At 62.3% G+C, this 21,170-nt stretch carries 22 protein-coding genes; 11 read left to right on the forward strand and 11 right to left on the reverse strand.

From position 1 onward, the window contains the following. Window positions 1-150 precede the first annotated feature (150 nt). Window positions 151-597 (forward strand): OsmC family protein, encoded by a 447-nt coding sequence (locus tag DRB19_RS05380; RefSeq protein ID WP_114185011.1) that lies wholly within the window; start codon window positions 151-153, stop codon window positions 595-597. 18 nt (window positions 598-615) lie between these two features. On the opposite strand, the gene DRB19_RS05385 is transcribed toward DRB19_RS05380, so the two are convergent. Next, window positions 616-1,095 carry an opioid growth factor receptor-related protein gene (locus tag DRB19_RS05385; RefSeq protein WP_114185012.1) on the reverse strand — a complete coding sequence of 160 codons (480 nt, stop codon included), beginning with the start codon at window positions 1,093-1,095 and terminating at the stop codon, window positions 616-618. 86 nt (window positions 1,096-1,181) lie between these two features. Beyond that, window positions 1,182-1,355: a hypothetical protein gene (locus DRB19_RS29770; protein ID WP_162815595.1), complete on the reverse strand. Its 174-nt coding sequence runs from the start codon at window positions 1,353-1,355 to the stop codon at window positions 1,182-1,184. Window positions 1,356-1,642: 287 nt separating this feature from the next. Here DRB19_RS29770 and DRB19_RS05390 point away from each other — a divergent pair, with 287 nt between their 5' ends. The 5 genes from DRB19_RS05390 to DRB19_RS05410 are packed head-to-tail and all read left to right on the forward strand — an operon-like array spanning window position 1,643 to window position 6,058. Then, window positions 1,643-2,449 (forward strand): cytochrome c oxidase subunit II, encoded by an 807-nt coding sequence (locus DRB19_RS05390; protein ID WP_114185013.1) that lies wholly within the window; start codon window positions 1,643-1,645, stop codon window positions 2,447-2,449. Window positions 2,450-2,492: 43 nt separating this feature from the next. Then, window positions 2,493-4,271, forward strand: coding sequence for a cytochrome c oxidase subunit I (ctaD, locus tag DRB19_RS05395; protein ID WP_114185014.1), 1,779 nt, complete (start codon window positions 2,493-2,495; stop codon window positions 4,269-4,271). Then, window positions 4,268-4,972 (forward strand): cytochrome c oxidase subunit 3, encoded by a 705-nt coding sequence (locus tag DRB19_RS05400; RefSeq protein WP_114185015.1) that lies wholly within the window; start codon window positions 4,268-4,270, stop codon window positions 4,970-4,972. The genes ctaD and DRB19_RS05400 overlap by 4 nt, the downstream gene beginning before the upstream one ends. Window positions 4,973-4,988: 16 nt before the next feature. After that, window positions 4,989-5,711, forward strand: a complete 723-nt coding sequence (locus DRB19_RS05405; RefSeq protein ID WP_114185016.1) for a heme-copper oxidase subunit III family protein — start codon at window positions 4,989-4,991, stop codon at window positions 5,709-5,711. Window positions 5,712-5,722: 11 nt separating this feature from the next. Further along, a complete protein-coding gene (locus DRB19_RS05410) occupies window positions 5,723-6,058 on the forward strand; it encodes a cytochrome C oxidase subunit IV family protein (protein WP_114185017.1) in 336 nt (111 codons plus the stop codon). Between the two features lie 60 nt (window positions 6,059-6,118). Here the strand turns inward: DRB19_RS05410 and DRB19_RS05415 are convergent, their stop codons facing one another. Further along, window positions 6,119-6,949 (reverse strand): DUF2189 domain-containing protein, encoded by an 831-nt coding sequence (locus DRB19_RS05415; RefSeq protein ID WP_114185018.1) that lies wholly within the window; start codon window positions 6,947-6,949, stop codon window positions 6,119-6,121. 274 nt (window positions 6,950-7,223) lie between these two features. Between DRB19_RS05415 and DRB19_RS05420 the strand changes: the two genes are divergently transcribed. Further along, a complete protein-coding gene (locus DRB19_RS05420; RefSeq protein ID WP_114185019.1) occupies window positions 7,224-8,639 on the forward strand; it encodes an amidase in 1,416 nt (471 codons plus the stop codon). 9 nt (window positions 8,640-8,648) lie between these two features. Here the strand turns inward: DRB19_RS05420 and DRB19_RS05425 are convergent, their stop codons facing one another. Together DRB19_RS05425 and DRB19_RS05430 are read right to left on the reverse strand one after the other, a co-directional pair. Then, the gene (locus tag DRB19_RS05425; RefSeq protein ID WP_114185020.1) at window positions 8,649-9,356 is read right to left on the reverse strand and encodes a hypothetical protein; all 708 of its coding nucleotides are present in this window, start codon (window positions 9,354-9,356) and stop codon (window positions 8,649-8,651) included. 279 nt (window positions 9,357-9,635) lie between these two features. Beyond that, entirely contained in the window at window positions 9,636-10,370 is a 735-nt protein-coding gene (locus DRB19_RS05430; RefSeq protein WP_147021777.1) for a hypothetical protein, read from the reverse strand. Window positions 10,371-10,673: 303 nt separating this feature from the next. On the opposite strand from DRB19_RS05430, the gene trhO reads away from it, so the two are divergent. Then, a complete protein-coding gene (trhO, locus tag DRB19_RS05435) occupies window positions 10,674-11,435 on the forward strand; it encodes an oxygen-dependent tRNA uridine(34) hydroxylase TrhO (RefSeq protein WP_114185022.1) in 762 nt (253 codons plus the stop codon). After that, a complete protein-coding gene (locus DRB19_RS05440; RefSeq protein WP_114185023.1) occupies window positions 11,428-11,649 on the forward strand; it encodes a SlyX family protein in 222 nt (73 codons plus the stop codon). The genes trhO and DRB19_RS05440 overlap by 8 nt, the downstream gene beginning before the upstream one ends. Window positions 11,650-11,655: 6 nt before the next feature. Here DRB19_RS05440 and DRB19_RS05445 read toward each other — a convergent pair whose 3' ends face one another. The 3 genes from DRB19_RS05445 to DRB19_RS05455 all read right to left on the reverse strand — a co-directional run bounded on the left by DRB19_RS05445 (window position 11,656) and on the right by DRB19_RS05455 (window position 15,140). Then, window positions 11,656-12,489, reverse strand: coding sequence for an ABC transporter permease (locus DRB19_RS05445; protein WP_162815598.1), 834 nt, complete (start codon window positions 12,487-12,489; stop codon window positions 11,656-11,658). Window positions 12,490-12,494: 5 nt separating this feature from the next. Continuing rightward, window positions 12,495-13,442, reverse strand: a complete 948-nt coding sequence (locus DRB19_RS05450; RefSeq protein WP_114185025.1) for an ABC transporter permease — start codon at window positions 13,440-13,442, stop codon at window positions 12,495-12,497. Between the two features lie 216 nt (window positions 13,443-13,658). Then, entirely contained in the window at window positions 13,659-15,140 is a 1,482-nt protein-coding gene (locus DRB19_RS05455; protein ID WP_114185077.1) for an ABC transporter substrate-binding protein, read from the reverse strand. A gap of 207 nt (window positions 15,141-15,347) precedes the next feature. Here DRB19_RS05455 and DRB19_RS05460 point away from each other — a divergent pair, with 207 nt between their 5' ends. After that, window positions 15,348-15,560, forward strand: coding sequence for a DUF4287 domain-containing protein (locus DRB19_RS05460; protein WP_114185026.1), 213 nt, complete (start codon window positions 15,348-15,350; stop codon window positions 15,558-15,560). A 92-nt stretch (window positions 15,561-15,652) separates the two neighbouring features. Here DRB19_RS05460 and DRB19_RS05465 read toward each other — a convergent pair whose 3' ends face one another. The 3 genes from DRB19_RS05465 to DRB19_RS05475 are packed head-to-tail and all read right to left on the reverse strand — an operon-like array spanning window position 15,653 to window position 19,529. Then, window positions 15,653-16,402 (reverse strand): SDR family oxidoreductase, encoded by a 750-nt coding sequence (locus DRB19_RS05465; RefSeq protein WP_114185027.1) that lies wholly within the window; start codon window positions 16,400-16,402, stop codon window positions 15,653-15,655. Between the two features lie 31 nt (window positions 16,403-16,433). Beyond that, window positions 16,434-17,906 (reverse strand): aldehyde dehydrogenase family protein, encoded by a 1,473-nt coding sequence (locus DRB19_RS05470; protein WP_245439288.1) that lies wholly within the window; start codon window positions 17,904-17,906, stop codon window positions 16,434-16,436. 12 nt (window positions 17,907-17,918) lie between these two features. Continuing rightward, window positions 17,919-19,529 (reverse strand): ABC transporter ATP-binding protein, encoded by a 1,611-nt coding sequence (locus tag DRB19_RS05475; protein WP_114185028.1) that lies wholly within the window; start codon window positions 19,527-19,529, stop codon window positions 17,919-17,921. Window positions 19,530-19,739: 210 nt separating this feature from the next. Here DRB19_RS05475 and DRB19_RS05480 point away from each other — a divergent pair, with 210 nt between their 5' ends. Then, the gene (locus tag DRB19_RS05480; protein WP_114185079.1) at window positions 19,740-21,167 is read left to right on the forward strand and encodes a coniferyl aldehyde dehydrogenase; all 1,428 of its coding nucleotides are present in this window, start codon (window positions 19,740-19,742) and stop codon (window positions 21,165-21,167) included. Window positions 21,168-21,170 lie beyond the last annotated feature (3 nt).

Here is a 21,170-nt window from a genome sequence, read left to right on the forward strand (position 1 = left end):
TGTTCGGCCTGACTCCTGTGGTCATGATTGATCCGGCTGCGCGGCACGGCTTTCATTTGCAGCCGCCCCCCTTGAACATGATATGCAGTGGCGCACACCCTTGGGGGTCTGCGAAAGCGCGCCGATGCACGGTGCCGGGAAGGATGGGCAATGAAAGCTCGCGTTAAATTTGTCGATGGGATGACCTTTGTGGGAGAGGCCGGGAGCGGCCACGCAGTCGTGATGGACGGTGCGCCGGAATATGGCGGCCGCAACATCGGCATCCGACCCATGGAGATGCTGCTTATCGGCCTGGGCGGATGCACAGCCTTCGACGTGGTTCAAATCCTCCGCCGTGGGCGGGAGGACGTTACGGATTGCGTGGTGGAGGTCAGCGCGGAGCGAGCCGAGACGGACCCGAAGGTCTTCACGTCCATTCATATGGAATACAAGGTCGCTGGCCGGAATCTTGCCCCCGCCAAAGTGGAGCGGGCCATTCAGCTGTCGAAGGAAAAGTACTGCTCGGCATCGATCATGCTGGGGGCGGTGGCCACGATCACCCATTCCTGGACGGCGATCGACGATGCGGCGATGCCGGACCTCTTGGCGAAAGCATAACGGCCGCCAGGGTGCGGATCAGCGGTCCCCTGGCGGCTGCGGGTTCATCGCGGCAGCCCAGTAGCGAAGGTTATGCGGACTGATCGGCGATCCAGCGGCCCGGTGGCGCTCCAGAATGACATCATAAAATTTTTGGGCACGCTCCTGACCGGCAAGGAGCCTGAGGCTTTGCAGGATACGCGTGATCCGGAGATGGTTGTGGTCGCTCGAGGCGAGCCACCACTGCGTCGCGCCGTAGAACGCCAGCATGCGCTCGGCGGCGCGGCGGAGATTGACCTGAGCTTTTTCGTCCGCCCGAATGCCGCCGATCTCGTCCAATGTCAGAACAGGAGCGGACGGTTGAGCGGAACTGCGCGTCGGGAGCGGGAAGAGCCATTGGACGTAGTCGTGAACCTGCTCAAGCTTCTCGTCGGAGAAAGCCAGAACCTCATCGATGCTGCGGTTGCGGCCATCCGGCCCGGCACCGGCCAGATAAGCATGGAGTGGACCCGACTTCATTCATCCATCTTGTTTGGTTGACAAAAGCCCCGCCTGAGCGGGGCTTCCTTACAGGTACGAGCTTAGCCGGTCAGTCGGCCGCTGCTCTATTTAGCGCCGATTATTTCCTTCGCGGGTGCCTCGGCAGGGCTCTTCTGAGCGCCCTCTTTGGCTTCGCGCAGCATATTTCCGATAGTTTCCGACTGTTTCGTCTGCTGCTCCTTGGATGGGGCTGCCTTGGCTTTCTCGTCGGAGAGGAAAGACCTTCTGTCATGGCACATGGGAATCCTCCATCGGTGCTCATCAAGCCAACACCCTCGTCGCGAGAATCGTTCCGTCAAATGGGGGCTTTCCTCCACGAACGGCAGTGCGGCGACACAGGCGCGCCTCTCGGCCCCTCGATTGACAACTTGGCCGGTCGGGGGGATCATAAAAACGTTACAGCCGGCACTCGCACCGGCGCGAGCCTTCGCGGGCTCAAAAACACTGACGTGAACTAGAGACGGGGTCTAAGAAGAGTCGCCTTTTCATTCGTATCCGAAGCCTTGCGGCAGGGATGGAATAAGAGATGGCTATCGTACTCGCACTGGTTCTGGTCGCCGTTGGCTCGGTGTTGTTCCACCTTGTGAGCCCGTGGTGGTGGACGCCCATTGCCTCGAACTGGGGCTATATCGACGACACCCTTATCGTGACCTTCTGGATCACCGGCGCGGTTTTCGTCGCCGTGGTTCTGTTCATGGCCTATTGCGTCTTCCGCTTCCGACACAAGCCTGGGCAGCGGGCGCATTACGAGCCCGAGAACAAGCGGCTGGAATGGTGGCTGACGGTCGTGACGGGAGTCGGGGTCGCGGCGATGCTGGCGCCCGGGCTGGTGGTCTGGAACCAGTTCGTCACGGTGCCCGAGGACGCAACCGACGTGGAGATCGTGGGGCAACAGTGGCAGTGGAGCTACCGCCTCCCTGGGCCGGATGGCCGACTAGGCAAGTCCGATACCCGAAACATCACCCCTGAAAATCCTCTCGGCCTGAGCAAGGACGATCCCAACGCGCAGGACGATGTGGTCATCGAAGGCGCGGAATTACGGCTGCCGCTCGGCAAGCCGGTGAAGGCCTTGCTCCGCTCTATCGACGTTCTGCACGATTTCTATGTCCCGGAATTCCGCGCCAAAATGGATCTGGTTCCCGGGCAAATATCCTACTTCTGGCTCACGCCCACCCGAACCGGCACGTTCGAGGTTCTTTGTGCGGAGCTCTGCGGCGTAGGTCATCCGCAGATGCGCGGCACTGTCGTGGTCGAGACGGAGGTTGCTTACCAAAACTGGCTGAAGGAGCAGTCTCAACGCACCTTTGCGCGGCTGAACGCGCCGGAGAAATAGAGGACGGCCCAACACGAAAGGTCGCAAGGAGAGGAAGCGCGCAATGGTCGATGTTCCACTGGGCCCAGCCGGTCTTGTTCCACCGGCGGAAGTTGAAGACGTCGAACTCTATCATCCCCATAGCTGGGTCACGAAGTACGTCTTCAGCCAAGACGCCAAGGTCATCGCCATCCAGTACTCGGCCACCGCACTGGCGGTTGGTCTCATCGCCCTGGTCCTGTCGTGGCTGATGCGCCTCCAACTGGGATTTCCCGGTGTCTTTTCGTTCATCGATGCGAATGCCTATTACCAGTTCATCACCATGCACGGCATGATGATGGTGGTTTACGTGCTGACCGCCCTGTTCCTCGGCGGCTTCGGCAACTACCTCATCCCCCTGATGGTAGGGGCTAGGGACATGGTGTTTCCCTATGCCAATATGCTGAGCTTCTGGCTCTACCTGCTGGCCGTATTGGTGCTGGTCGCGAGCTTCTTTGCACCCGGCGGACCCACAGGTGCGGGTTGGACTCTCTATCCGCCGCAGGCCATCACGTCCGGCACGCCCGGGGGGCAGGATTGGGGCATCATCCTGATGCTCGTGTCGCTGATGATTTTCATCATCGGCTTCACCATGGGCGGCCTCAACTATGTGGTGACGGTGCTCCAGGGACGAGCGCGAGGAATGACGCTGATGCGCATGCCGCTCACGGTCTGGGGCATCTTTACCGCCAGCGTCATGGCGCTCCTGGCGTTTCCGGCTCTTTTCGTCGGCGCCGTGATGATGCTGTTCGACCGAGTGCTCGGGACCAGCTTCTTCATGCCGGCCATGGTGGAGATGGGCCAGCAGACCGATCGCAACGGCGGCTCTCCGCTGCTGTTCCAGCACCTGTTCTGGTTCTTCGGCCACCCGGAGGTCTACATCGTCGCGCTGCCGGCTTTCGGGATCGTTTCGGACCTGATCAGCACCCATGCGCGGCGCAATGTCTTTGGATATCGCATGATGGTCTGGGCGATCCTGGCCATCGGTGGCCTCAGCTTCATCGTGTGGGCGCACCACATGTATGTAAGCGGCATGAACCCTTATTTCGGGTTCTTCTTCGCCACCACGACCCTCATCATCGCGGTGCCTACGGCCATCAAGGTGTATAATTGGGTCCTGACCCTGTGGCGCGGCGACATCCACCTGACGGTTCCGATGCTGTTCGCCCTCGCGTTCATCGTCACGTTCCTGAACGGAGGCCTGACGGGCCTGTTCCTAGGCAACGTGGTCGTAGACGTGCCCTTGTCCGACACGATGTTCGTCGTGGCGCATTTCCACATGGTGATGGGTGTTGCGCCCATCCTGGTGATCTTCGGGGCAATCTATCATTGGTACCCCAAGGTGACCGGGCGCATGCTGAACGACACACTCGGCAAGCTTCACTTCTGGGTCACGTTCCTCGGAGCCTACGCGATCTTCTTCCCCATGCACTATCTCGGCCTGATCGGCATGCCGCGCCGGTATCACGATGTCGCGGACTTCGCCTTCATTCCCGCATCGGCTCACACGCTGAACGCCTTCATCACGGTCGTGGCGCTGATCGTCGGCGCGGTCCAGCTCGTGTTCCTGTTCAACCTGATCTGGAGCCTGAGGCACGGGCGCGAGGCCGGCGGCAATCCCTGGCGGGCGACGACCCTGGAATGGCAGACGCCCACGACACCGCCACCCCACGGCAACTGGGGCAACGAAACGCCCGTCGTCTATCGCTGGGCCTACGATTACAGCGTGCCCGGCGCTAAGGAAGACTTCCTGCCGCAGAACCATCCACCGATCGCTCCTGCGACGGCAGGGGCCGCTCCATGAGCATTATCATCCTCTTCGTCGGCCTGCTCGCCCTTATCGCCGGATGGTGGCTGGCGCGGCAGAGGCTCGCGGCCAAGCCGTGGCTGGAGGAGGGGGCTCTTGGCGAGTTTCCCGGCACGGAAGCGACAGCGCTTCCGGCAGTGAAAGTTGGCTTGGGAGTCTTTCTTGCCGTCGTCGGAGCCCTGTTCGCGCTTTTCCTGAGCGCCTATTCCATGCGCATGGGCCTGGAGGACTGGCGCAGCATTCCCACCCCGGGCCTCCTGTGGCCCAACACCGGCATGCTGATCATGAGCAGCATCGCCCTGCAATGGGCCAAGGTCTCCGCCGATCGTGACGACGCGGACGTGACGAAAGTCTGTCTCGTGGCCGGCGGCGTCTTCGCGGCTGGGTTCCTGATCGGCCAACTGCTCGTGTGGCGGCAGTTGAACGCGTCGGGCTACTTTTTGGCCGCAAACCCAGCCAACGCCTTCTTCTACCTGATCACCGGCCTGCACGGGCTGCACATGCTTGGCGGTCTTGTTGCGTTGGAGCGGACCATCGAGAAGGCTTGGCGCGGCGGCGCCACGGATCAGGTGCGGCTGAGCGTCGACCTGTGCGCCATGTATTGGCACTTCCTGCTCTTGATTTGGCTGATCCTGTTCAGCCTTCTGACCGGCTGGGCCGACCAATTCGTCGAGATCTGTCGCCAGTTGCTGACTTGAAAACGGAGGGCTGTCGATGACGGACCATGCGTTGACGGATGCGGGCGGAACGCTCTCAGGGCCGAACAACCTGAGAAGCATTGCAACAGACCTGTCCTCGGATCAGCGCGCCTTCAAGAACGTGCCCTGGGGAAAGGCCATGATGTGGATCTTTCTCCTGAGCGACACCTTCGTGTTCAGCTGCTTCCTGATTGCTTACATGACCGCCAGGATGTCCACGACCGTGCCATGGCCCAATCCCAGTGAGGTGTTCGCCCTCACCATCGCGGGCACGACCCTGCCCCTCATCCTCATTGCCATCATGACCTTTGTGCTCATCAGCAGCAGCGGCACGATGGCGATGGCCGTGAATTTCGGCTACCGACGGGACCGCAGGAAGACCGCGATCCTGATGATGCTGACCGCGCTCCTCGGTGCAGCCTTCGTGGGCATGCAGGCTTTCGAGTGGACCAAGCTGATCCACGAGGGTGTTCGCCCCTGGGGCAATCCTTGGGGCGCGGCTCAGTTCGGCTCAAGCTTCTTTATGATCACCGGTTTTCACGGCACCCATGTGAGCATCGGGGTGATCTTCCTTCTCATCGTGGCCAGGAAGGTGTGGCGCGGAGATTACGACACTGAAAGGCGCGGCTTCTTCACCAGTCGGAAGGGCAATTACGAAGCGGTGGAAATCATGGGTCTCTACTGGCACTTCGTCGATCTGGTTTGGGTATTCATCTTCGCGTTCTTCTATCTTTGGTGAGAGGCACCGCCATGGCGCACGCGACGGCACAGGCTCACACGCAACAGCACCCGATCAAGCTGTATCTGGTGATCTGGGCATGGCTCTTCATCCTGAGCGCATGTTCGTACTTGGTGGATTATTTCCAACTCCAGGGGTATCTCAGATACTCTCTCATCATTCTCTTCATGATGCTGAAGGCAGGCCTCATCGTCTCGGTGTTCATGCATATGGCCTGGGAGCGGCTTGCCCTGGTTTACGCCATCCTGGTTCCCATCGCGGCCGTTCTGGTCTTCGTGGCGATCATGGCGCTGGAAGCGGACTACACTCTTCTGAGCCGCTTGGTTTTCTTCGCCACCGGGTCGTAGAAAAGCCGGCCCCATGGGAATGGAGCCGGCCCATGCCTTGGCTGAGGGCGTTGCCAGGCTTCAGCGCGGCATCGAGGACGGGACGTCTGCCATTGAATCCGGGTCCACCACGCGCCGATAGAGATGCCAGGTGGCATGGCCCAATACTGGCATCGCGATTGCCAGACCGACGAAGAGCGGCAGTGAGCCTACGAGAAGCGCTGCCGCCACGATCAGGCCCCATGCAGCCATCACGAGCGGATTGACCAGAACCGCCTTGATGGAAGTCTGTATCGCCACGGCCGCGCCCACATCCCGGTCCAGCAGAAGCGGGAACGAAATGACGCTGATGCTGAGAACCACCACGGCGAAGACGAAGCCTAGCACATTGCCTGCAAGGATCAGGGTCATTCCCTGGGGCGAGGTCAGAACGTCGTTGATGAACTGGGAATAGGAAGAAGGCACCGCATATCCGAAGAGCGATTGGTAGAGCATTCGGGCGGTGGTCAGCCAGGCGAGGAAGATCACCAGCAGCAGGACGCCCAGCGCCGCGATCGAGGGAATCGACGGCGACTTCAGCACGTCGAATGCATCCTGCCAGCTGGTTTCCATCCCAAGTTCGCGGCGGCGGCTGATCTCATAAAGGCCGATTGCCGCGAAAGGACCCACCAGCGCGAAGCCCGTGGCCAGGGGGTAGAGGAGAGGAAGCGCATTGTTGCTGAAGGTCAGGGCCGCAAGGCATACGCCGGCGATCGGATAGATGAGACCGAGAAAGACCAGATGGGATGGCATCGCCATGAAGTCGTCGAGACCCCTGGACAAGGCCTCCCGAAGGTCGCTGAGACCGATCTTTCGTACGACCGGATGGGCAGGTGTTTCGTTCGCGCCGGCGATTACGTGGAAATTGGCCATACCGTTCCTCCAGAACCGATGGGTGTCGGTTACGGGTCACGGTGATGCCGTGCTTGACGGCCGGTCACGCGAAACCGTGAACCGAACTCACCTCGACTATACGCCCGTAGGTTGGAATTGTCGCCCCGGTGCATATTCCCATCCGATTTACATCACGGGAAGCGTGGCCGCATGCCGCCCATGCCTCGAAAGACGTTTACGCTCCAATGACGATGAAGCAGCATGGGCCGGAATCAATTCGTCATGCCTGCAACGAACCTGAAGAGGCCTGGACTTGAGCACGCAATCGTCCTCACATCGGGAACCCGCCGCCGATCTGGCCGACTGGTCGGGCTCGGACCTGCTCGACGGCTTTGCCCGAAAGCAGGTCTCCCCGGTGGAGGTCGCGAAGGCAGTCATCGCGCGCATCGATGCTTATGAGCCTCGGCTCCAAGCGCTCTATGCCTATGATCCCGAGGCTGCCCTCGCAGATGCAAAAGCCTCCGAGGAGCGCTGGATGCGCGGCGAGGCAAGGCCCCTCGACGGCATTCCAACGACCATCAAGGAAAACATCGCCACGAAGGGCACGCCGGTGCCTTTGGGCACCGCCGCCCGCGCCCTCGTTCCAGAGGAAGAGGACTCCCCGCCCGCCGCCCGACTGCGGGAGGACGGCGTGGTGATCATGGCCAAGACGACCATGCCGGATTACGGGATGCTGTCATCCGGGCTTTCGAGTTTCCATCCACTCGCGCGCAACCCGTGGGACCTGTCCAAGAATCCCGGCGGCAGCTCGGCCGGAGCCGGAGCCGCTGCTGCGGCGGGCTATGGACCGTTTCATATCGGGACGGATATCGGCGGCTCGATCCGCTTGCCGGCCGGATGGTGCGGCGTGTTCGGATTGAAGCCGAGCTTCGGGCGCATTCCCATTGATCCGGCCTATTACGGCCGCGTGGCTGGACCCATGACCCGCACCGTGCGCGATGCCGCGCTGATGATGCGGACCCTGTCGCGGCCGGACGTGCGCGATGCCATGAGCCTGCCAGCGCATGATTTGCCCTGGCTCGACCTCGACATCGACGTGAAGGGCCTCAGGATCGGCGTCATGATGGAGGCAGGCATCGGCATGCCGCTCGATCCGGAGATTCGCGCCTGCATCGAGAGAGCCGTCGAAGTCTTCGAAGAGGCGGGAGCCGAGATCGAGCAGATTCCGCCCTTCGTGACTCGTGACATGCTCAATGGCCTCGACGTCTTCTGGAGGCAGCGGGCGTGGATGGATATCGGAGCGCTGTCCGAGGAGCAGCGCGCACTCGTGCTTCCTTACATTCTCTCATGGGCGGAGGGCGGCAAAGCCTTGTCGGGGGCCGAGGTCTATAACGGCATGAACCAGATGATCGTCATGCGGAACGCCGCGATTGCCGCTACTCATCGCTTCGACTTCGTACTCTCGCCGGTCGCGCCGGTTCCCGCCTATCAGGCCGAACTCGCTTCCCCGATCCACGATCCCGAGGAACCGTTCGAGCATATTGGCTATACGGTCGCGTTCAACATGTCGGATCAGCCCTCGGCGTCCGTCAATGCGGGCTTCACCAACTCGGGGCTGCCCATCGGCCTGCAGATTACAGGCCGACGGTTCGATGACATGGGAGTGCTGCGTCTCAGTCAGGCCTGGGAGACCATGTGTCCGTTCAAGCGACCTTGGCCCAGGCTCTGATATAAGGCTTCAGAATGGCTGGGCGGTTCGAATGAGCGTGGAACCGGTGGTCTCGACAGGGTAGGCCCTTCGGACCTGGTTGACGAAAGCCGTCAGGCTGCTGGGGCCGCCATCGTCAGACGCCAAACGCGACAGCATACTGTTGTCGAAGGGTTCTTCGTGAACCGAGCCGTCCGTCATGATGATCGTCTTGATGCCGGATTCCGCATCGAAATAGACCGATTTCACCATGGGTGTCGCAAGGGTCCCGGCCTTCACAAGTGCGATCGCAGCAGCAGACGACGCCGCTGCCGCTACAGGGCTGGGCTTCGGACGGGGCGGCTCCTGCGCCAGAGCGGCTGTCTGCAGCTTCTCCTTGGCGTCTTTCTTGTGCTGGTTCTCGCGGGCGGCTCTCGGGGTTCCGGCGCTCGCCGCGCTCTTCCCGGTGACAGCCTCATCAATCTTCGATTGGCTCTCCGCAGCATCACGCTGTGCTTGCGATCCGAAAAGGGACACGAGGGGGTTCTTGGCGCGTTCGGCCTCGGCCTTTGCCTTGGCGTCTGCGGCTTTGGCGGCCTCGATCCGCTTGCGTGCCGTCGCCACTTGCTGACGGTTGTTTGTGCTGTACGAGTATCGCTTGCCGTTGATCTCGTAGGTAACCTTCTTTGCTTCGACGCTCTGGACCGTTATTCCTAAGGCAATCGCCGTTGCCCCAATCAAAGCGAGTTGCTTTTTCATCGTTACGCCGAGCCTCCTGATCGTTAGGACTCGATTAACGACGACCGCGGCGCTTAGCGCAAGATTGGGAACCCTAACTATTATTCACTACTACTTATGGCGTGTAATAGAGTTTCTAGAACGCAGTAAGGGCCCAAGAAATACTTCGAAATCATTAGGAAATGGTGGCTGTTTGCTTGCTCGAAACCTCTTCAAATCGGGGCTGCGGTTCCTCCTGTATAGATGTCTCCGAGCGCTTAACCTGTCGGCTGATTTTGGCCTTAATGAAGGATTTTTCGCTCATTCGCGTGGCTTCGCCGGTGCCGGGGATGCCTCCTGACGAGGGGCGGCCGGTGGGGCGATGGGCGTGGTGGAGCCGGTGGTATCTCCAGGGGAGGATTTGCGGAATCCATTGAGGTACGCGGTCAGGCTGCTACGGCCGCTCTGGTCTGCGAGGCTCGACAGGATGTTGGTGTCGAATGGCTCCTCGTGGATCGAACCGTCCGTCATGATCACGGTCTTGATGCCTGATTCTCCGTCGAAGGAGAGGGATTTGACCACAGGCTTCTGTGACGCCTGGGACGGCGCCGGATCAGTCGCATCATCGGCCGACGCAGTCTTGGCGGGCGCGTCCTTGGTTGGCTCATCCTTGGGGGCCTGCGGTGCAGACGAAACGGCCTTTTCCTCTGTCGAGGTGGGGTTTTGATCCTCCGCCTGCTTCTTCGGTTGCTCCGTCTTGGCTGCCTTGGCGGCGCGCTGGCGCATTGCCTCGGCGGCTTTGTCCTGCTCGGCAATCAGCTGGTCGAGGCGAGCCTTGGCTTCAATTGCTTCCTGTTGGGCTGGCGAACCGAAAACCGACGCAAGGGGATTGGCGGTGCGCTCAGCCTCCGCCTTGGCTCTGGCGGCATCCGCCGCGTTTGCCGCATCGATCCGTTTGCGCGCGGTCGCGATCTGCTCAGGGTCCGAGGTTTCGTAGGAATAACGCTTCCCGTTGATCTCGTAGAAGACCTTTTTTGCTTCGGCACGCTCAGCCATCACTCCCAAGGCAAGAGCGGAAGCTCCAAGAATTGTAAATATCTTGATCATTGTCGCGTTAAGATCTCCTGATTAGTTAAGTTCAATTAGAGAATATGGCGACCGTATGACGCAACGTAATCTCATTTAATATTTAAGATACTCTGCCGTGTTATTAATAAATTAACTTCTAGATTAGTTTCAGTGTTCAACATTACTCAGGGTCGTAGGAAGTAAAGCATCTGCAGCAAAGACATTCGGGCTCCGTCCCGTAGCTCTTTGCCGGGTTTTCCGAACGCCGCGAGACTGATAGACCCCACAGCCATGACGTATAAAGTTGCCGCCCTCTATCAATTCGTCTCGCTTCCGGACTTTCAGGATCTGAAGGAGCCGCTTCACCGCCTGTGTGCCGACCTCGGGATCAGGGGTACCCTTCTCCTGGCTCACGAGGGCATCAACGGCACCGTTGCGGGCCGTCCGGAAAGCATCGAGGCGTTCGTTCGCGAGCTGACGAGCGGCGCACTGTTCGGCGGCCGCCTCGACAATCTTGAACTGAAATACTCGTCGGCCACCGAGATGCCGTTACGACGCCTGAAGGTCCGTCTCAAGAAGGAGATCGTCACTCTTGGCGACCCGAACGTGGACCCGACGGAGCGGGTCGGGGCTTACGTGGCGCCCGCGGACTGGAACGCACTTCTCGAAGCGCCCGATGTGGTGCTGATCGACACCCGCAATGATTTCGAGGTGGAGATGGGCACGTTCGAAGGCGCGATCGATCCCAGGATCAAGAGCTTCAGCGAGTTCAAGGACTTTGTCGGAAGCAACCTCGATCCGAAGACGCACAAGAAGGTCGCCATGTTCTGCACCGGCGGCATCCGGTGCGAGAAGGCGAGCGCCTACATGCTCTCCCGAGGCTTCGAAGAGGTTTACCACCTCAAAGGAGGCATCTTGAAGTACCTGGAGGACGTTCCCCAGCCCCAAAGCCGGTGGAAGGGAGATTGCTTCGTGTTCGACGAGCGCGTCGCCCTGGGACATGGCCTCCGGGAGCGTTCGATGGAACCAGCCGCGGATGGGTCCGATGAGTGAGGTCGAGACCCTTGGCGCCCGCATCGATGCGCTGGAAATGCGCATCGCCTATCAGGACCAGACAATCGAGGACCTGAACCAGACCGTCGTAGCGCAGTGGAAGCAGATCGATGCGCTGACGCGGCAGATCGCCAGTCTGGCCGACCGCATCCTCGAGGCGGAGGACAACGCGGGCGGCCGAGGGGCTCCGGAGCCACCGCCGCCCCATTACTGACCCGGCTCAAACCGGCACGTCCCGCCCCCGCAGGGTCGGGTCGAGCGCGTCGCGCAGGCCGTCGCCCAGGAGATTGAGGCCGAGCACGGAAAGCGCAATCGCCACGCCCGGCGCGATGGCCAGGTGAGGGGCCTGCGACAGATAGGTTTGCGCGTCGCTGAGCATGCGGCCCCAGCTCGGGTTTGGCGGGCGGACACCGAGGCCGAGATAGCTCAGTCCCGCCTCCGTCAAAATCGCGAGGGCCAGCTGGATAGTCACCTGCACGATAAGGGCGCCTGCGATATTGGGGATCACGTCTTCCCACGTGATGCGCAGCGGATGCTTACCTAGAGCCCGGGCCGCCGCGATGTAATCGAGGGTCCAGACCTGGAGCGCGACGCCTCGGGTGACCCGGGCGAAGACCGGAATATTGAATACCGCAATCGCCAGCACCGCCGCGAGCGGCCCGGAGCCGACAAGGGCCCCGATCATGATGGCGGACAGGACCGCCGGGAAGGCAAACACCACGTCCGACACCCGCATGGCGATCTCGTCCGCGACGCCTTTCCAGGCGGCTGCCGCGCAGCCGATGGCCGTGCCGATGGCAGCCCCGAGGAGAACGGCGGGCCACGCGATCGCGAGGGAATTCCAGGCCCCCACCATCAGGAGCGAGGTTACGTCCCGGCCGAAATGATCCGTACCGAGAAGACCTGCCTCGAGAGGCGCCTTCAGTCGGAGCGCAATGCGCACACGGGTTGGGGATTCGGGCGTCCAGAACAGGGATATCAAGGCGGTTGCGATGAGGAGCGTCGTCAGGATTCCGCCCACCAGGAGGGCCGGATTCCAGCGCAGGCGCAGGATTCCTCTCATGGTCGGCTCCTCAGACGCGGATCGAGAATGGCGTAGCCGATATCGACCACGAAATTCACGACGATCACCAGGCCTGAGAAGATCAGCACGATGTCCTTGATGACCACGAGGTCGCGCTGGTTGAGCGCCTGATAGGCGAGGCGGCCGAGACCCGGAAGGTTGAACACGTTTTCGACCAAGATCGCGCCGCCGAAGAAGAACGAGAGCTGGAGCCCGAGGATCGTCGTGACGGGAATCAGCGCGTTGGGCACCACGTGCCGGCGCAGGGTCGCGCCCTTGTTGACGCCCTTCGCCCGCGCGGTGCGCACGAAATCCGCTCCGATCACTTCAAGCGTTGCCGACCGGGTGACCCGGGTCAGCACGGCCGCTTGCGGCAGAGCCAATGCGACAGCAGGCAGGAGGAGCGCCTGAAGGGCAGGGCCGATCCCTGCGTTCCACCCTGGAAAGCCGCCAGCAGGGAACCAGCCGAGTCGGGTGGCGAAGAACAGGATGAACAGGAGGCCGATCCAGAAATTCGGGACCGCCACACCGAGCTGGCTGAACACCAGCACGGCCCGATCCACGGGCCCGTCACGCCGCGCCGCCGCCGCGACCCCGAGGGGCAGGGCAAGCATCGTCGAAATCAGGATTGCCAGCAGGCTGAGCGGCAGGGTCACGACCATGCGCTCGCCAACAAGCGTCGACACCGGCATCTTGTAGGTGATAGACGTGCCGAGATCCCCGCGCAGGATGCCGCCGATCCAATGGAGATAGCGGACCAAGGCCGGCTGATCGAGGCCAAGCTCCTGGCGCAATGCAGCCAGCGTATCCTCGCGGGCGGCTGTACCCAGCATGATGGCCGCCGGATCGCCCGGCAGCACTTCCAGGATCAGGAAGATTGCAAGCGATACGGCGAGTAGGGTGACTGCTAGCGAAACGAAGCGCGAAATGACGAGACGCAACATGAGTTCTAGCTGGCTTCCTTTCCCTCCCCCTTGCGGGGAGGGGGAGGGGGAGGGGTGGGGGTCGGACGACCGGGTGAGAGGTTGTTAAGTCAGGAGCTGTATCGGCATCCACGCTCGCTGCTCCGACTTTACGACCCCCACCCTCGATCCCTCCCCGCAAGGGGGAGGGAAGAACTGCCCAACGATGTCGCGCTCACAGAGGCGCGCCGCTTCCCGTCATTCCGACCAGGTGACTTCAGTGACGTCGTTCGACGGCACGGGCGAGTTCTCCCACAGGCCGTTCAACTTGGCGTTCCAAACCCCAAGTTTCGGCAGTTGGAAAAGGAAGAGGGCAGGAACATCCTCTGCCAGGATCTTCTGAGCTTCAGCATATTTGGCAAAGCGCGCCTTCTCGTCCGTGGTCTTGGCGGCGTCAGCAATCAGAGCTTTGAACTTATCGTTCTTGTAATTGAAGTAATAGTTGTCACGGGCAAAGATATCCATGTCCAGCGGCTCCGCATGGGCCACGATGGTCATGTCGTAATCCTTGCCTCTGAAGACCTCCTCGATCCACTTGGCCGGAAACTCCGTTGGGATGATCTTCAGCTCGACGCCTGCCTCGGCCAGCATGGCGGACAAGAGCTCCGCCGAACGGCTCGCATAGGCCATCTGCGGGGTCTTGATGGTGATCGACAATCCACCTCCATGACCCGCCTCCGCAAGAAGCGCCTTGGCCTTCGCGGGATCGTAAGGAATGACGGCGGTCATATCGACGAAAGCCGGATGGTTCGGCGAGAAAAAGCTGCCGATGGGCTGGCCGAAGCCCGAATAGGCGCCTTCCACGAGGGATTTGCGATCGACCGCATGCATGAGCGCACGACGTACCCGCGGGTCGTCGAAGGGTTTCTTGGCGCTGTTCATGCCGGCGACGATTTCGCCCTCGGTGTTGCCTGCAACAGCCTTGAAGCGAGCGTCCTTCTGGAACTCGCTGAAGAGCTCCGGCGCACTGAGATTGGGGAAGGCATCCAAGTCACCCGCCCGCAAAGCGGCGACTTGCGCCTGCGGGTCGCTGATGAACCGGAACGTCACGGTCTCAAGCTTGGTCTTTTCCTTCTGCCAGTAATCGGGATTGCGGGTCAGCTCGACCCGATCGCCGCGTGTCCAGGACTTGAACTTGAACGGCCCGGTCCCGACCGGGTTCGCCTTGTTGTTCTCCGCCGTCTCAGGCGCCACGATCACCGCGTCGCCCCAACCGAGATAGGTGAGGAAGTTTCCTGAGGTTTCCTTCAGCTTGATCACCACTGTCGCGGGATCGGGCGTCTCGATCGCCTCGATAGGCGCCAAGATCTGCTTCTGGGCATTGGTGGAATTGGGCGCCCGCGCGCGGTCGAAGGCGAATTTCACGTCGGCCGAATCGAAGGCCGAGCCATCATGGAACTTCACGCCCGTCTGCAGGCGGAACGTGTAGGTCAGCCCGTCAGGCGCAACCTCCCAGCTCTTGGCGAGCATCGGCTGGACCTTGCCGTTGCGGTCTATGCGCACGAGCCCTTCATAGAGATTCGCCCAGGTCACTTCGCGGATCGCCACCGGCGCGGCGATGGTCGGGTCGAGCCCTGGCGGCTCGATGGGCATGCCGACGACCAGGGAGGTCTTGGCGGCGTAAGCCGGCGCAAGGCTCACGGAGAACAGGAGGGCGGCGGCCAGAAAGCGCTTCGACATAAGGCGGGATTCCATCCGGTGAATGCGACGGGCCTCAGCTTACGCACTCCAGACCCGGATGGAAGGGGGCTGTCGCCGAAACTCTCCGACGGACTGACTACACCTCACGTCGGCGGCACCGCCCGAAGTTCCCGAACGCCAACTTGCGGTTCGACTGTCGGACGGCGAAAATGGTGCCGGCGCACATCACCTGGAGGATCTACCCCTATGGCTGACGAACCGATCAATGGGCCGGCGTCTTACTTTCCTTCTATCGAGAAGAAGTACGGGCGGCCCATTGCCGAATGGCAAGAACTGGTGCGCAAGCACCTTCCGGCGAAGCACATGGAACTGGTTGCGATGTTGAAGAAGGACCATGGAATGGGCCATGGTCACGCCAACGCGCTGGTGGCCCACACGTTGGCAGCACATAAAGGCTGAGCCGCTCTCCTGGGCTGCCTGCCCGCAAGGTCCAGAAGCAGACCTTGCGAAAAAACAGCATTTCCGGCCATTCGGATTTATAGTTTCACGACCTAGATGCAGCGGCCGCCATCGACCTCCAGCACGACCCCAGTGATCATGCTGGCCTCGTCGGAAGCCAGATACAGGGCCGCGTTGGCGATGTCCTGGGGGGTGGAGAAGCGCCCGAGCGGGATCGAGTTGATGAACTGCTCACGCTTTTGAGGCGTGTCCTCGCCCATGAACGTGGAGAGCAGGGGCGTCTCGCCGGCCACCGGCGCCAGGGCGCAGACGCGGATGCGATTGGGGGCTAGCTCCACCGCCATGGACTTGGTGATAGTGTGAACCGCGCCCTTGGAGCCGTTGTACCAGGTGAGGCCCGGACGGGGACGAAGGCCCGCCGTAGAGCCCACATTGATGAAAACGCCGCCGCCCTGTTCGCGCATTTGCGGAACAGCCGCCTGGGCGAAGAGATAGATCGACTTCACATTGACGGCGAAGACCCGGTCGAACTCGGCCTCGTCCACCTCCAGCATCGGCCGGTTGCGATGGCTGATCCCCGCGTTGTTGATCACGATATCGAGCTTGCCGAAAGCATCGACCGTCTTCTGCACGGCCGCGTTCACATCGGCCGCCTTCGATACGTCGGCCGCGAACCCGATGGTGTCCTGCCCGATGTTCTTCGCTGCGTCCTGTGCGGCGTTCTCGTTGATGTCGACGATGACGACCTTCGCGCCCTCGCGGGCGAATGTCTCGGCGATGCCCAGACCGAAGCCGGAGCCGGCGCCCGTGACGAGCGCCACCTTGCCTTCAAGGCGTTTCATGCTGATCCCCTTCAAGATGGAAGCCGAGTTTTTACCCGTGCGCGATGACGATGGTTCTGGTCGTGGTGAACTCGACGAGCCCTTCGAAGCCCTTTTCACGGCCATGGCCCGAGCGGCCGAAGCCGCCGAACGGCAGCTCGACGCCGCCGCCTGCGCCATAGCAGTTCACGAAGACCTGACCCACCCGCATCGCACGGCCCACCCGGGTCGAGCGCATGGCGTCGCGGGTCCACACGCCCGCCGCAAGGCCATAGGGCGTACCATTGGCAAGCCGGATCGCCTCCGCCTCGTCGTCGAACGGCGTCGCCACGAGAACCGGTCCGAAGACCTCCTCCTGGGACAGGGTGCTCTCGTGCGGCACAGGGGCCAGGAAGGTCGGGGGCACGTAGTAGCCACCCTTCGGAGCATCCGTCGCGATGCCGCCTGCCGCTGCGACGCTCAGACCCTCGCTTGCGGCGCGGTCGAGATAACTCTGCACCCGCCGCTGCTGAGCCTGATTGATCATCGGGCCAAGATCGGGTTCGTGCTCCGGATGGCCGGCCTTCAGGTTGCGGAACCGCTCCGATACGGCGGCGACCACATCGTTGAAGATCCCGCGCTGGATCAGCAGGCGGCTTCCAGCCGAACAGGTTTGTCCGCCGTTTTGAATGATCGCGGTGACAAGGATCGGCAGAGCCCGTTCCAGATCTGCGTCGTCGAACACCACCTGAGCCGATTTTCCTCCCAGCTCGAGGGTGACGCCCACATGGTTCTGGGCGGCGGCGGTCTGCACCGCGGTGCCGGTCTCGGGGCTTCCGGTGAAGGACAGGAAGTCGATGCCGGGATGAGCCGCCAGCGCTGCGCCGGCGCTGCGCCCAAGGCCCGTAACGATGTTGAGCGCGCCCTCGGGAAAGCCGACCTCGCGGGCGAGCGCCGAGACGCGCAGGATGGTCAGCGAGGCATCTTCGGCGGGCTTCACCACCGTGGCGTTGCCGGCCGCCAGCGCTGCGCCCACGGAGCGGCCGAAGATCTGCATCGGGTAGTTCCAGGGCACGATGTGCCCCGTCACTCCGTGCGGCACCCGCTCGACACCGATGAAATGCGAGTTGAGATAGGGGATGACCTCACCGTGCAGCTTGTCGGCGGCGCTGCCGTAATATTCGAAGTAGCGGGCGAGTGCCGCGACGTCCGCCTTCGACTGGCGCAGAGGCTTGCCGTTGTCGCGGCTTTCCAGCGCGGCCAGCTCCTCCGCATGGGCCTCGACCGCAGTGGCGAGCTTGACGAGAAGGCGGCCCCGTTCCGTCGCGGTCAGCTTGCCCCAGGCGCCCTCGAATGCGGCGCGGGCGGCCGTGACGGCGGCATCCACGTCCTCCGGAGTGCCGGAGGCGATCCGGGCGAAGAGGGAGCCGTCGACCGGCGACAGGACGTCGAGCATCGCTCCGTCGGACGAGGCCGTATCGCGTCCGCCGATGAGGTTCTGGTAAGTCATGTTCCGGCCGCCTTGGGCGCTGACCTGATCGTCCACGTTTCCATCCTCCTAGATCGTTCTGTGTGTGCCGGGTACGGCAGCCAAGAGCTGGCGCGTATAGGCGTCCCGGGGGCTGGCGAAGAGTTGCGCGGTTTCAGCCATTTCCACAATCCGCCCTTTTTGCATGACTGCCACGCGGTCGCAGATCTGAGCCGCGACCCTCAGGTCGTGGGTGATGAACAGGATCGCAAGACCGAATTCTTTCTGCAAATTGCGGATAAGCTTGAGAATTTCGGCCTGGACCGACACGTCGAGGGCCGACACGGCCTCGTCCGCCACCAGCACGTCGGGCCGCATGGCGAGCGCCCGCGCGATCCCGATCCGCTGACGCTGCCCGCCGGAGAACTCGTGCGGATAGCGGTCGGCCGCCTGGACCGGAAGACCGACAAGATCCAGCAAGTCTCGCGCCTTGGCGAGCGCCGCCTCGGGATTTTCACCCTGGGTGATCGGCCCCTCGGAAATGATGTGGCCTACCGTTCGCCGTGGATTGAGGGACGCGAAGGGGTCCTGAAACACCATCTGGATGTGCCTGCGCTGCGGCCTCAATTCCCGCTGCGACAGAGCGCTGAACGGCACGTCCCCGACTTCAATCCGACCACCATCGGGCTCGACGAGGCGAAGGACGCAGCGTCCCACGGTGGATTTCCCGGAGCCGGATTCGCCCACGAGGCCCAACGTCTCGCCGCGCCGGATGTCGAAACTCACCGCATCCGCGGCCTGAACCTCGCGCCCTTTCCTGAAGAGGCCGCGCCCGCCATAAGTCTTCGTCAGCCCGTCGACCTTCAGGGAAATCGGTTCCCCCGCCAGGTTCTTCGGGGCAGGGGGCGTTAGCGAGGGCACGGCCGCAAGCAGACGCCGCGTGTAGGGATGCTGCGGCCTTGTCAGCACCTCCTCGGCGGTGCCCTGTTCCACCAGCACCCCATGCTGGAGCACCGCCACCCGGTCGGCAATCTCGGCGACGACGCCGAAATCGTGCGTGATGAAAAGAACCGCCGTTCCCTTCTTGCGCCGCAGGTTGTCGATCAGCTTCAGGACCTGGGCCTGGGTGGTGACGTCCAGGGCCGTGGTCGGCTCGTCTGCGATGAGGAGCTTGGGCTCGAGCGCCAGCGCCATGGCGATCATGACCCGCTGCCTCTGACCGCCGGAAAGCTCATGCGGATAGGCGCGTGCGATCAGCTCGGGATGAGGAAGGTTCACCTCCTCGAGAAGCTCCATGGTCCGCTTGTTGCGCTCTGCCGGGCTCAACAGGCCGTGAGCCCGGAACGTCTCGGAGATCTGGTCTGCAACCCGCATGACGGGGTTGAGCGATGTCATCGGCTCCTGGAAGACTGTGCCGACGTCCCTTCCCCGCACCGCGCACCACTCGGACTCGGTCATCGACAGAAGTTCGACATCGCCGAGCTTGATCGATCCGGACAGAACCCCGATGCCTCGCGGCAGCAAGTCTATGACCGCCATGGCGGTCATAGACTTGCCCGACCCTGACTCGCCCACGACGCACAGGGTTTCTCCGGGCTGGATGGAAAGCGACAGGTCCTTGATGGCGTGCTGGCGGTCCGCGAGGTTGGGCAACCCGAGAGTGAGGCCTTCAATCGACAGCACGGGGGAGGGGCTTGCCATCCGGTTCTCCTGAAGCCTTCGAGACGCCGCCCATCCTCGCCATATGGGCTGCCCCGTCAATCCATCCACATGGGTCCTTGGCGAAAAGGGGATTCTCCTCGGGAGCGGGCCCGCGCGGATCTTGCATCCGGGCCTCGAAGCCGCTCTCGTTGAGAATCGCCCGGCCGCCGCCATATCTTGGCGATGGATTCGGCAGGGCTTTCTCATTTCATGCATGATTCAAGACCAAGTCCCACAGGGGAGCGGCTGTCCGCGTGGCTCGATCTCCAGCGGCGGGCGTGGCTTGATCATGGGCCTCTCTCCGTCGAGCGCCGGGCGGATGCTCTCGATGCGCTTGCGGCTGCGTTGCTGCGCCATGCCGACGCCTTCGCGGACGCTGTCAAAAGCGATTTCGGCCACCGCTCCGTTCATGAAACCAAGCTGGCCGATATCTATCCGGTGATCGCCGGCCTGCGCCACGCTCGCCGGCATTTCCGTCGCTGGATGAAGCCGCGCCGTCGCCCCATCCCTTGGATGTTCAGGCCTGCTTCCGGGCGTGTCGTCTATCAGCCGCTTGGCGTGGTCGGCATCGTCAGCCCCTGGAACTACCCGGTGCAGCTGGCCCTTGCGCCGCTGACGGGAGCGATTGCCGCGGGCAACCGGGTCATGATCAAGCCTTCGGAGACGACGCCTGCGACCTCGGCCCTGCTGGAAAAGGTCGTCGCGGAGGTTTTCGAACCCGACGAGGTCGTCGTTGTGCAAGGTGGTCCCGACGTAGGGCAGGCTTTTGCGGGTCTCAAGTTCGACCACTTGCTGTTTACCGGATCGACGTCCATCGGACGTCAGGTCATGAGGGCGGCAGCCGATAATCTGGTGCCTGTGACGCTTGAACTGGGAGGCAAGTCTCCGGCCGTCGTCGCGCCCGATTATTCCCTTGAGGATGCGGCCCAGCGCATCGCGGCCGGCAAGCTGTTCAACGCCGGGCAGACCTGCATCGCGCCGGATTACGCGCTTGTTCCGCAAGGGCGCGAGGCTGCCTTCGTCGATGCCTTTCGGGCGGCGACAGCGCGGCTCTACCCCACGCTTGCTGAAAACCCCGATTACAGCGCGATCATCAACGACAGGCATTACAAGCGCGTCAGGCATCTCGTGGTCGACGCCCGCGAGCGCGGCGCTGTCGTGCACGAGATCAACCCGGCGCAGGAGCAGCTCGAGCCGGAATCACGCAAAATCGCGCCTGTGGCTCTCACTGATGTGCCCGACGATGCCTTGGTGGCCAAGGAAGAGATCTTCGGGCCGGTGCTACCGGTGATGGCGTATAGCGATCTGGATGCGGCGTACCGCCAGATCAACACCCGTCCGAAACCTCTGGCGTTCTATCTGTTCAGTCACGACAGGGGGACGGTCGACCGGGCGATCGATCGTGTCGTCGCCGGCGGCGTCGCCATCAACGACACGATGCTCCATGCAGTTCCAGATGAGCTGCCCCTTGGAGGCGTCGGCGAGAGCGGCATGGGGGCCTATCACGGTGAGGCAGGGTTCCGCACGTTCAGCCATGCGAAGTCCGTGTTTCACCAGGCTCGCTTCAACGCGGCCGGGATAACCAAGCCTCCCTACGGGAGCCGCATGGATCGCCTGCTGTCCTTCATGCTGCGATAGGCT

The sequence above is a fragment of the Microvirga aerophila genome, assembly GCF_003332305.1.
Lineage (GTDB): Bacteria > Pseudomonadota > Alphaproteobacteria > Rhizobiales > Beijerinckiaceae > Microvirga > Microvirga aerophila.

Coding starts and splice junctions, on each gene's coding strand:
- DRB19_RS05390 (WP_114185013.1), top strand. CDS start 1,643: ATGGCTATCGTACTCGCACTGGTTCTGGTCGCCGTTGGCTCGGTGTTG.
- DRB19_RS05415 (WP_114185018.1), bottom strand. CDS start 6,949: ATGGCCAATTTCCACGTAATCGCCGGCGCGAACGAAACACCTGCCCAT.
- DRB19_RS29770 (WP_162815595.1), bottom strand. CDS start 1,355: ATGTGCCATGACAGAAGGTCTTTCCTCTCCGACGAGAAAGCCAAGGCA.
- DRB19_RS05460 (WP_114185026.1), top strand. CDS start 15,348: ATGGCTGACGAACCGATCAATGGGCCGGCGTCTTACTTTCCTTCTATC.
- DRB19_RS05380 (WP_114185011.1), top strand. CDS start 151: ATGAAAGCTCGCGTTAAATTTGTCGATGGGATGACCTTTGTGGGAGAG.
- DRB19_RS05400 (WP_114185015.1), top strand. CDS start 4,268: ATGAGCATTATCATCCTCTTCGTCGGCCTGCTCGCCCTTATCGCCGGA.
- DRB19_RS05480 (WP_114185079.1), top strand. CDS start 19,740: ATGCATGATTCAAGACCAAGTCCCACAGGGGAGCGGCTGTCCGCGTGG.
- trhO (WP_114185022.1), top strand. CDS start 10,674: ATGACGTATAAAGTTGCCGCCCTCTATCAATTCGTCTCGCTTCCGGAC.
- DRB19_RS05405 (WP_114185016.1), top strand. CDS start 4,989: ATGACGGACCATGCGTTGACGGATGCGGGCGGAACGCTCTCAGGGCCG.
- DRB19_RS05385 (WP_114185012.1), bottom strand. CDS start 1,095: ATGAAGTCGGGTCCACTCCATGCTTATCTGGCCGGTGCCGGGCCGGAT.
- DRB19_RS05430 (WP_147021777.1), bottom strand. CDS start 10,370: ATGGCTGAGCGTGCCGAAGCAAAAAAGGTCTTCTACGAGATCAACGGG.
- DRB19_RS05465 (WP_114185027.1), bottom strand. CDS start 16,402: ATGAAACGCCTTGAAGGCAAGGTGGCGCTCGTCACGGGCGCCGGCTCC.
- DRB19_RS05455 (WP_114185077.1), bottom strand. CDS start 15,140: ATGTCGAAGCGCTTTCTGGCCGCCGCCCTCCTGTTCTCCGTGAGCCTT.
- DRB19_RS05475 (WP_114185028.1), bottom strand. CDS start 19,529: ATGGCAAGCCCCTCCCCCGTGCTGTCGATTGAAGGCCTCACTCTCGGG.
- DRB19_RS05425 (WP_114185020.1), bottom strand. CDS start 9,356: ATGAAAAAGCAACTCGCTTTGATTGGGGCAACGGCGATTGCCTTAGGA.
- ctaD (WP_114185014.1), top strand. CDS start 2,493: ATGGTCGATGTTCCACTGGGCCCAGCCGGTCTTGTTCCACCGGCGGAA.
- DRB19_RS05410 (WP_114185017.1), top strand. CDS start 5,723: ATGGCGCACGCGACGGCACAGGCTCACACGCAACAGCACCCGATCAAG.
- DRB19_RS05450 (WP_114185025.1), bottom strand. CDS start 13,442: ATGTTGCGTCTCGTCATTTCGCGCTTCGTTTCGCTAGCAGTCACCCTA.
- DRB19_RS05440 (WP_114185023.1), top strand. CDS start 11,428: ATGAGTGAGGTCGAGACCCTTGGCGCCCGCATCGATGCGCTGGAAATG.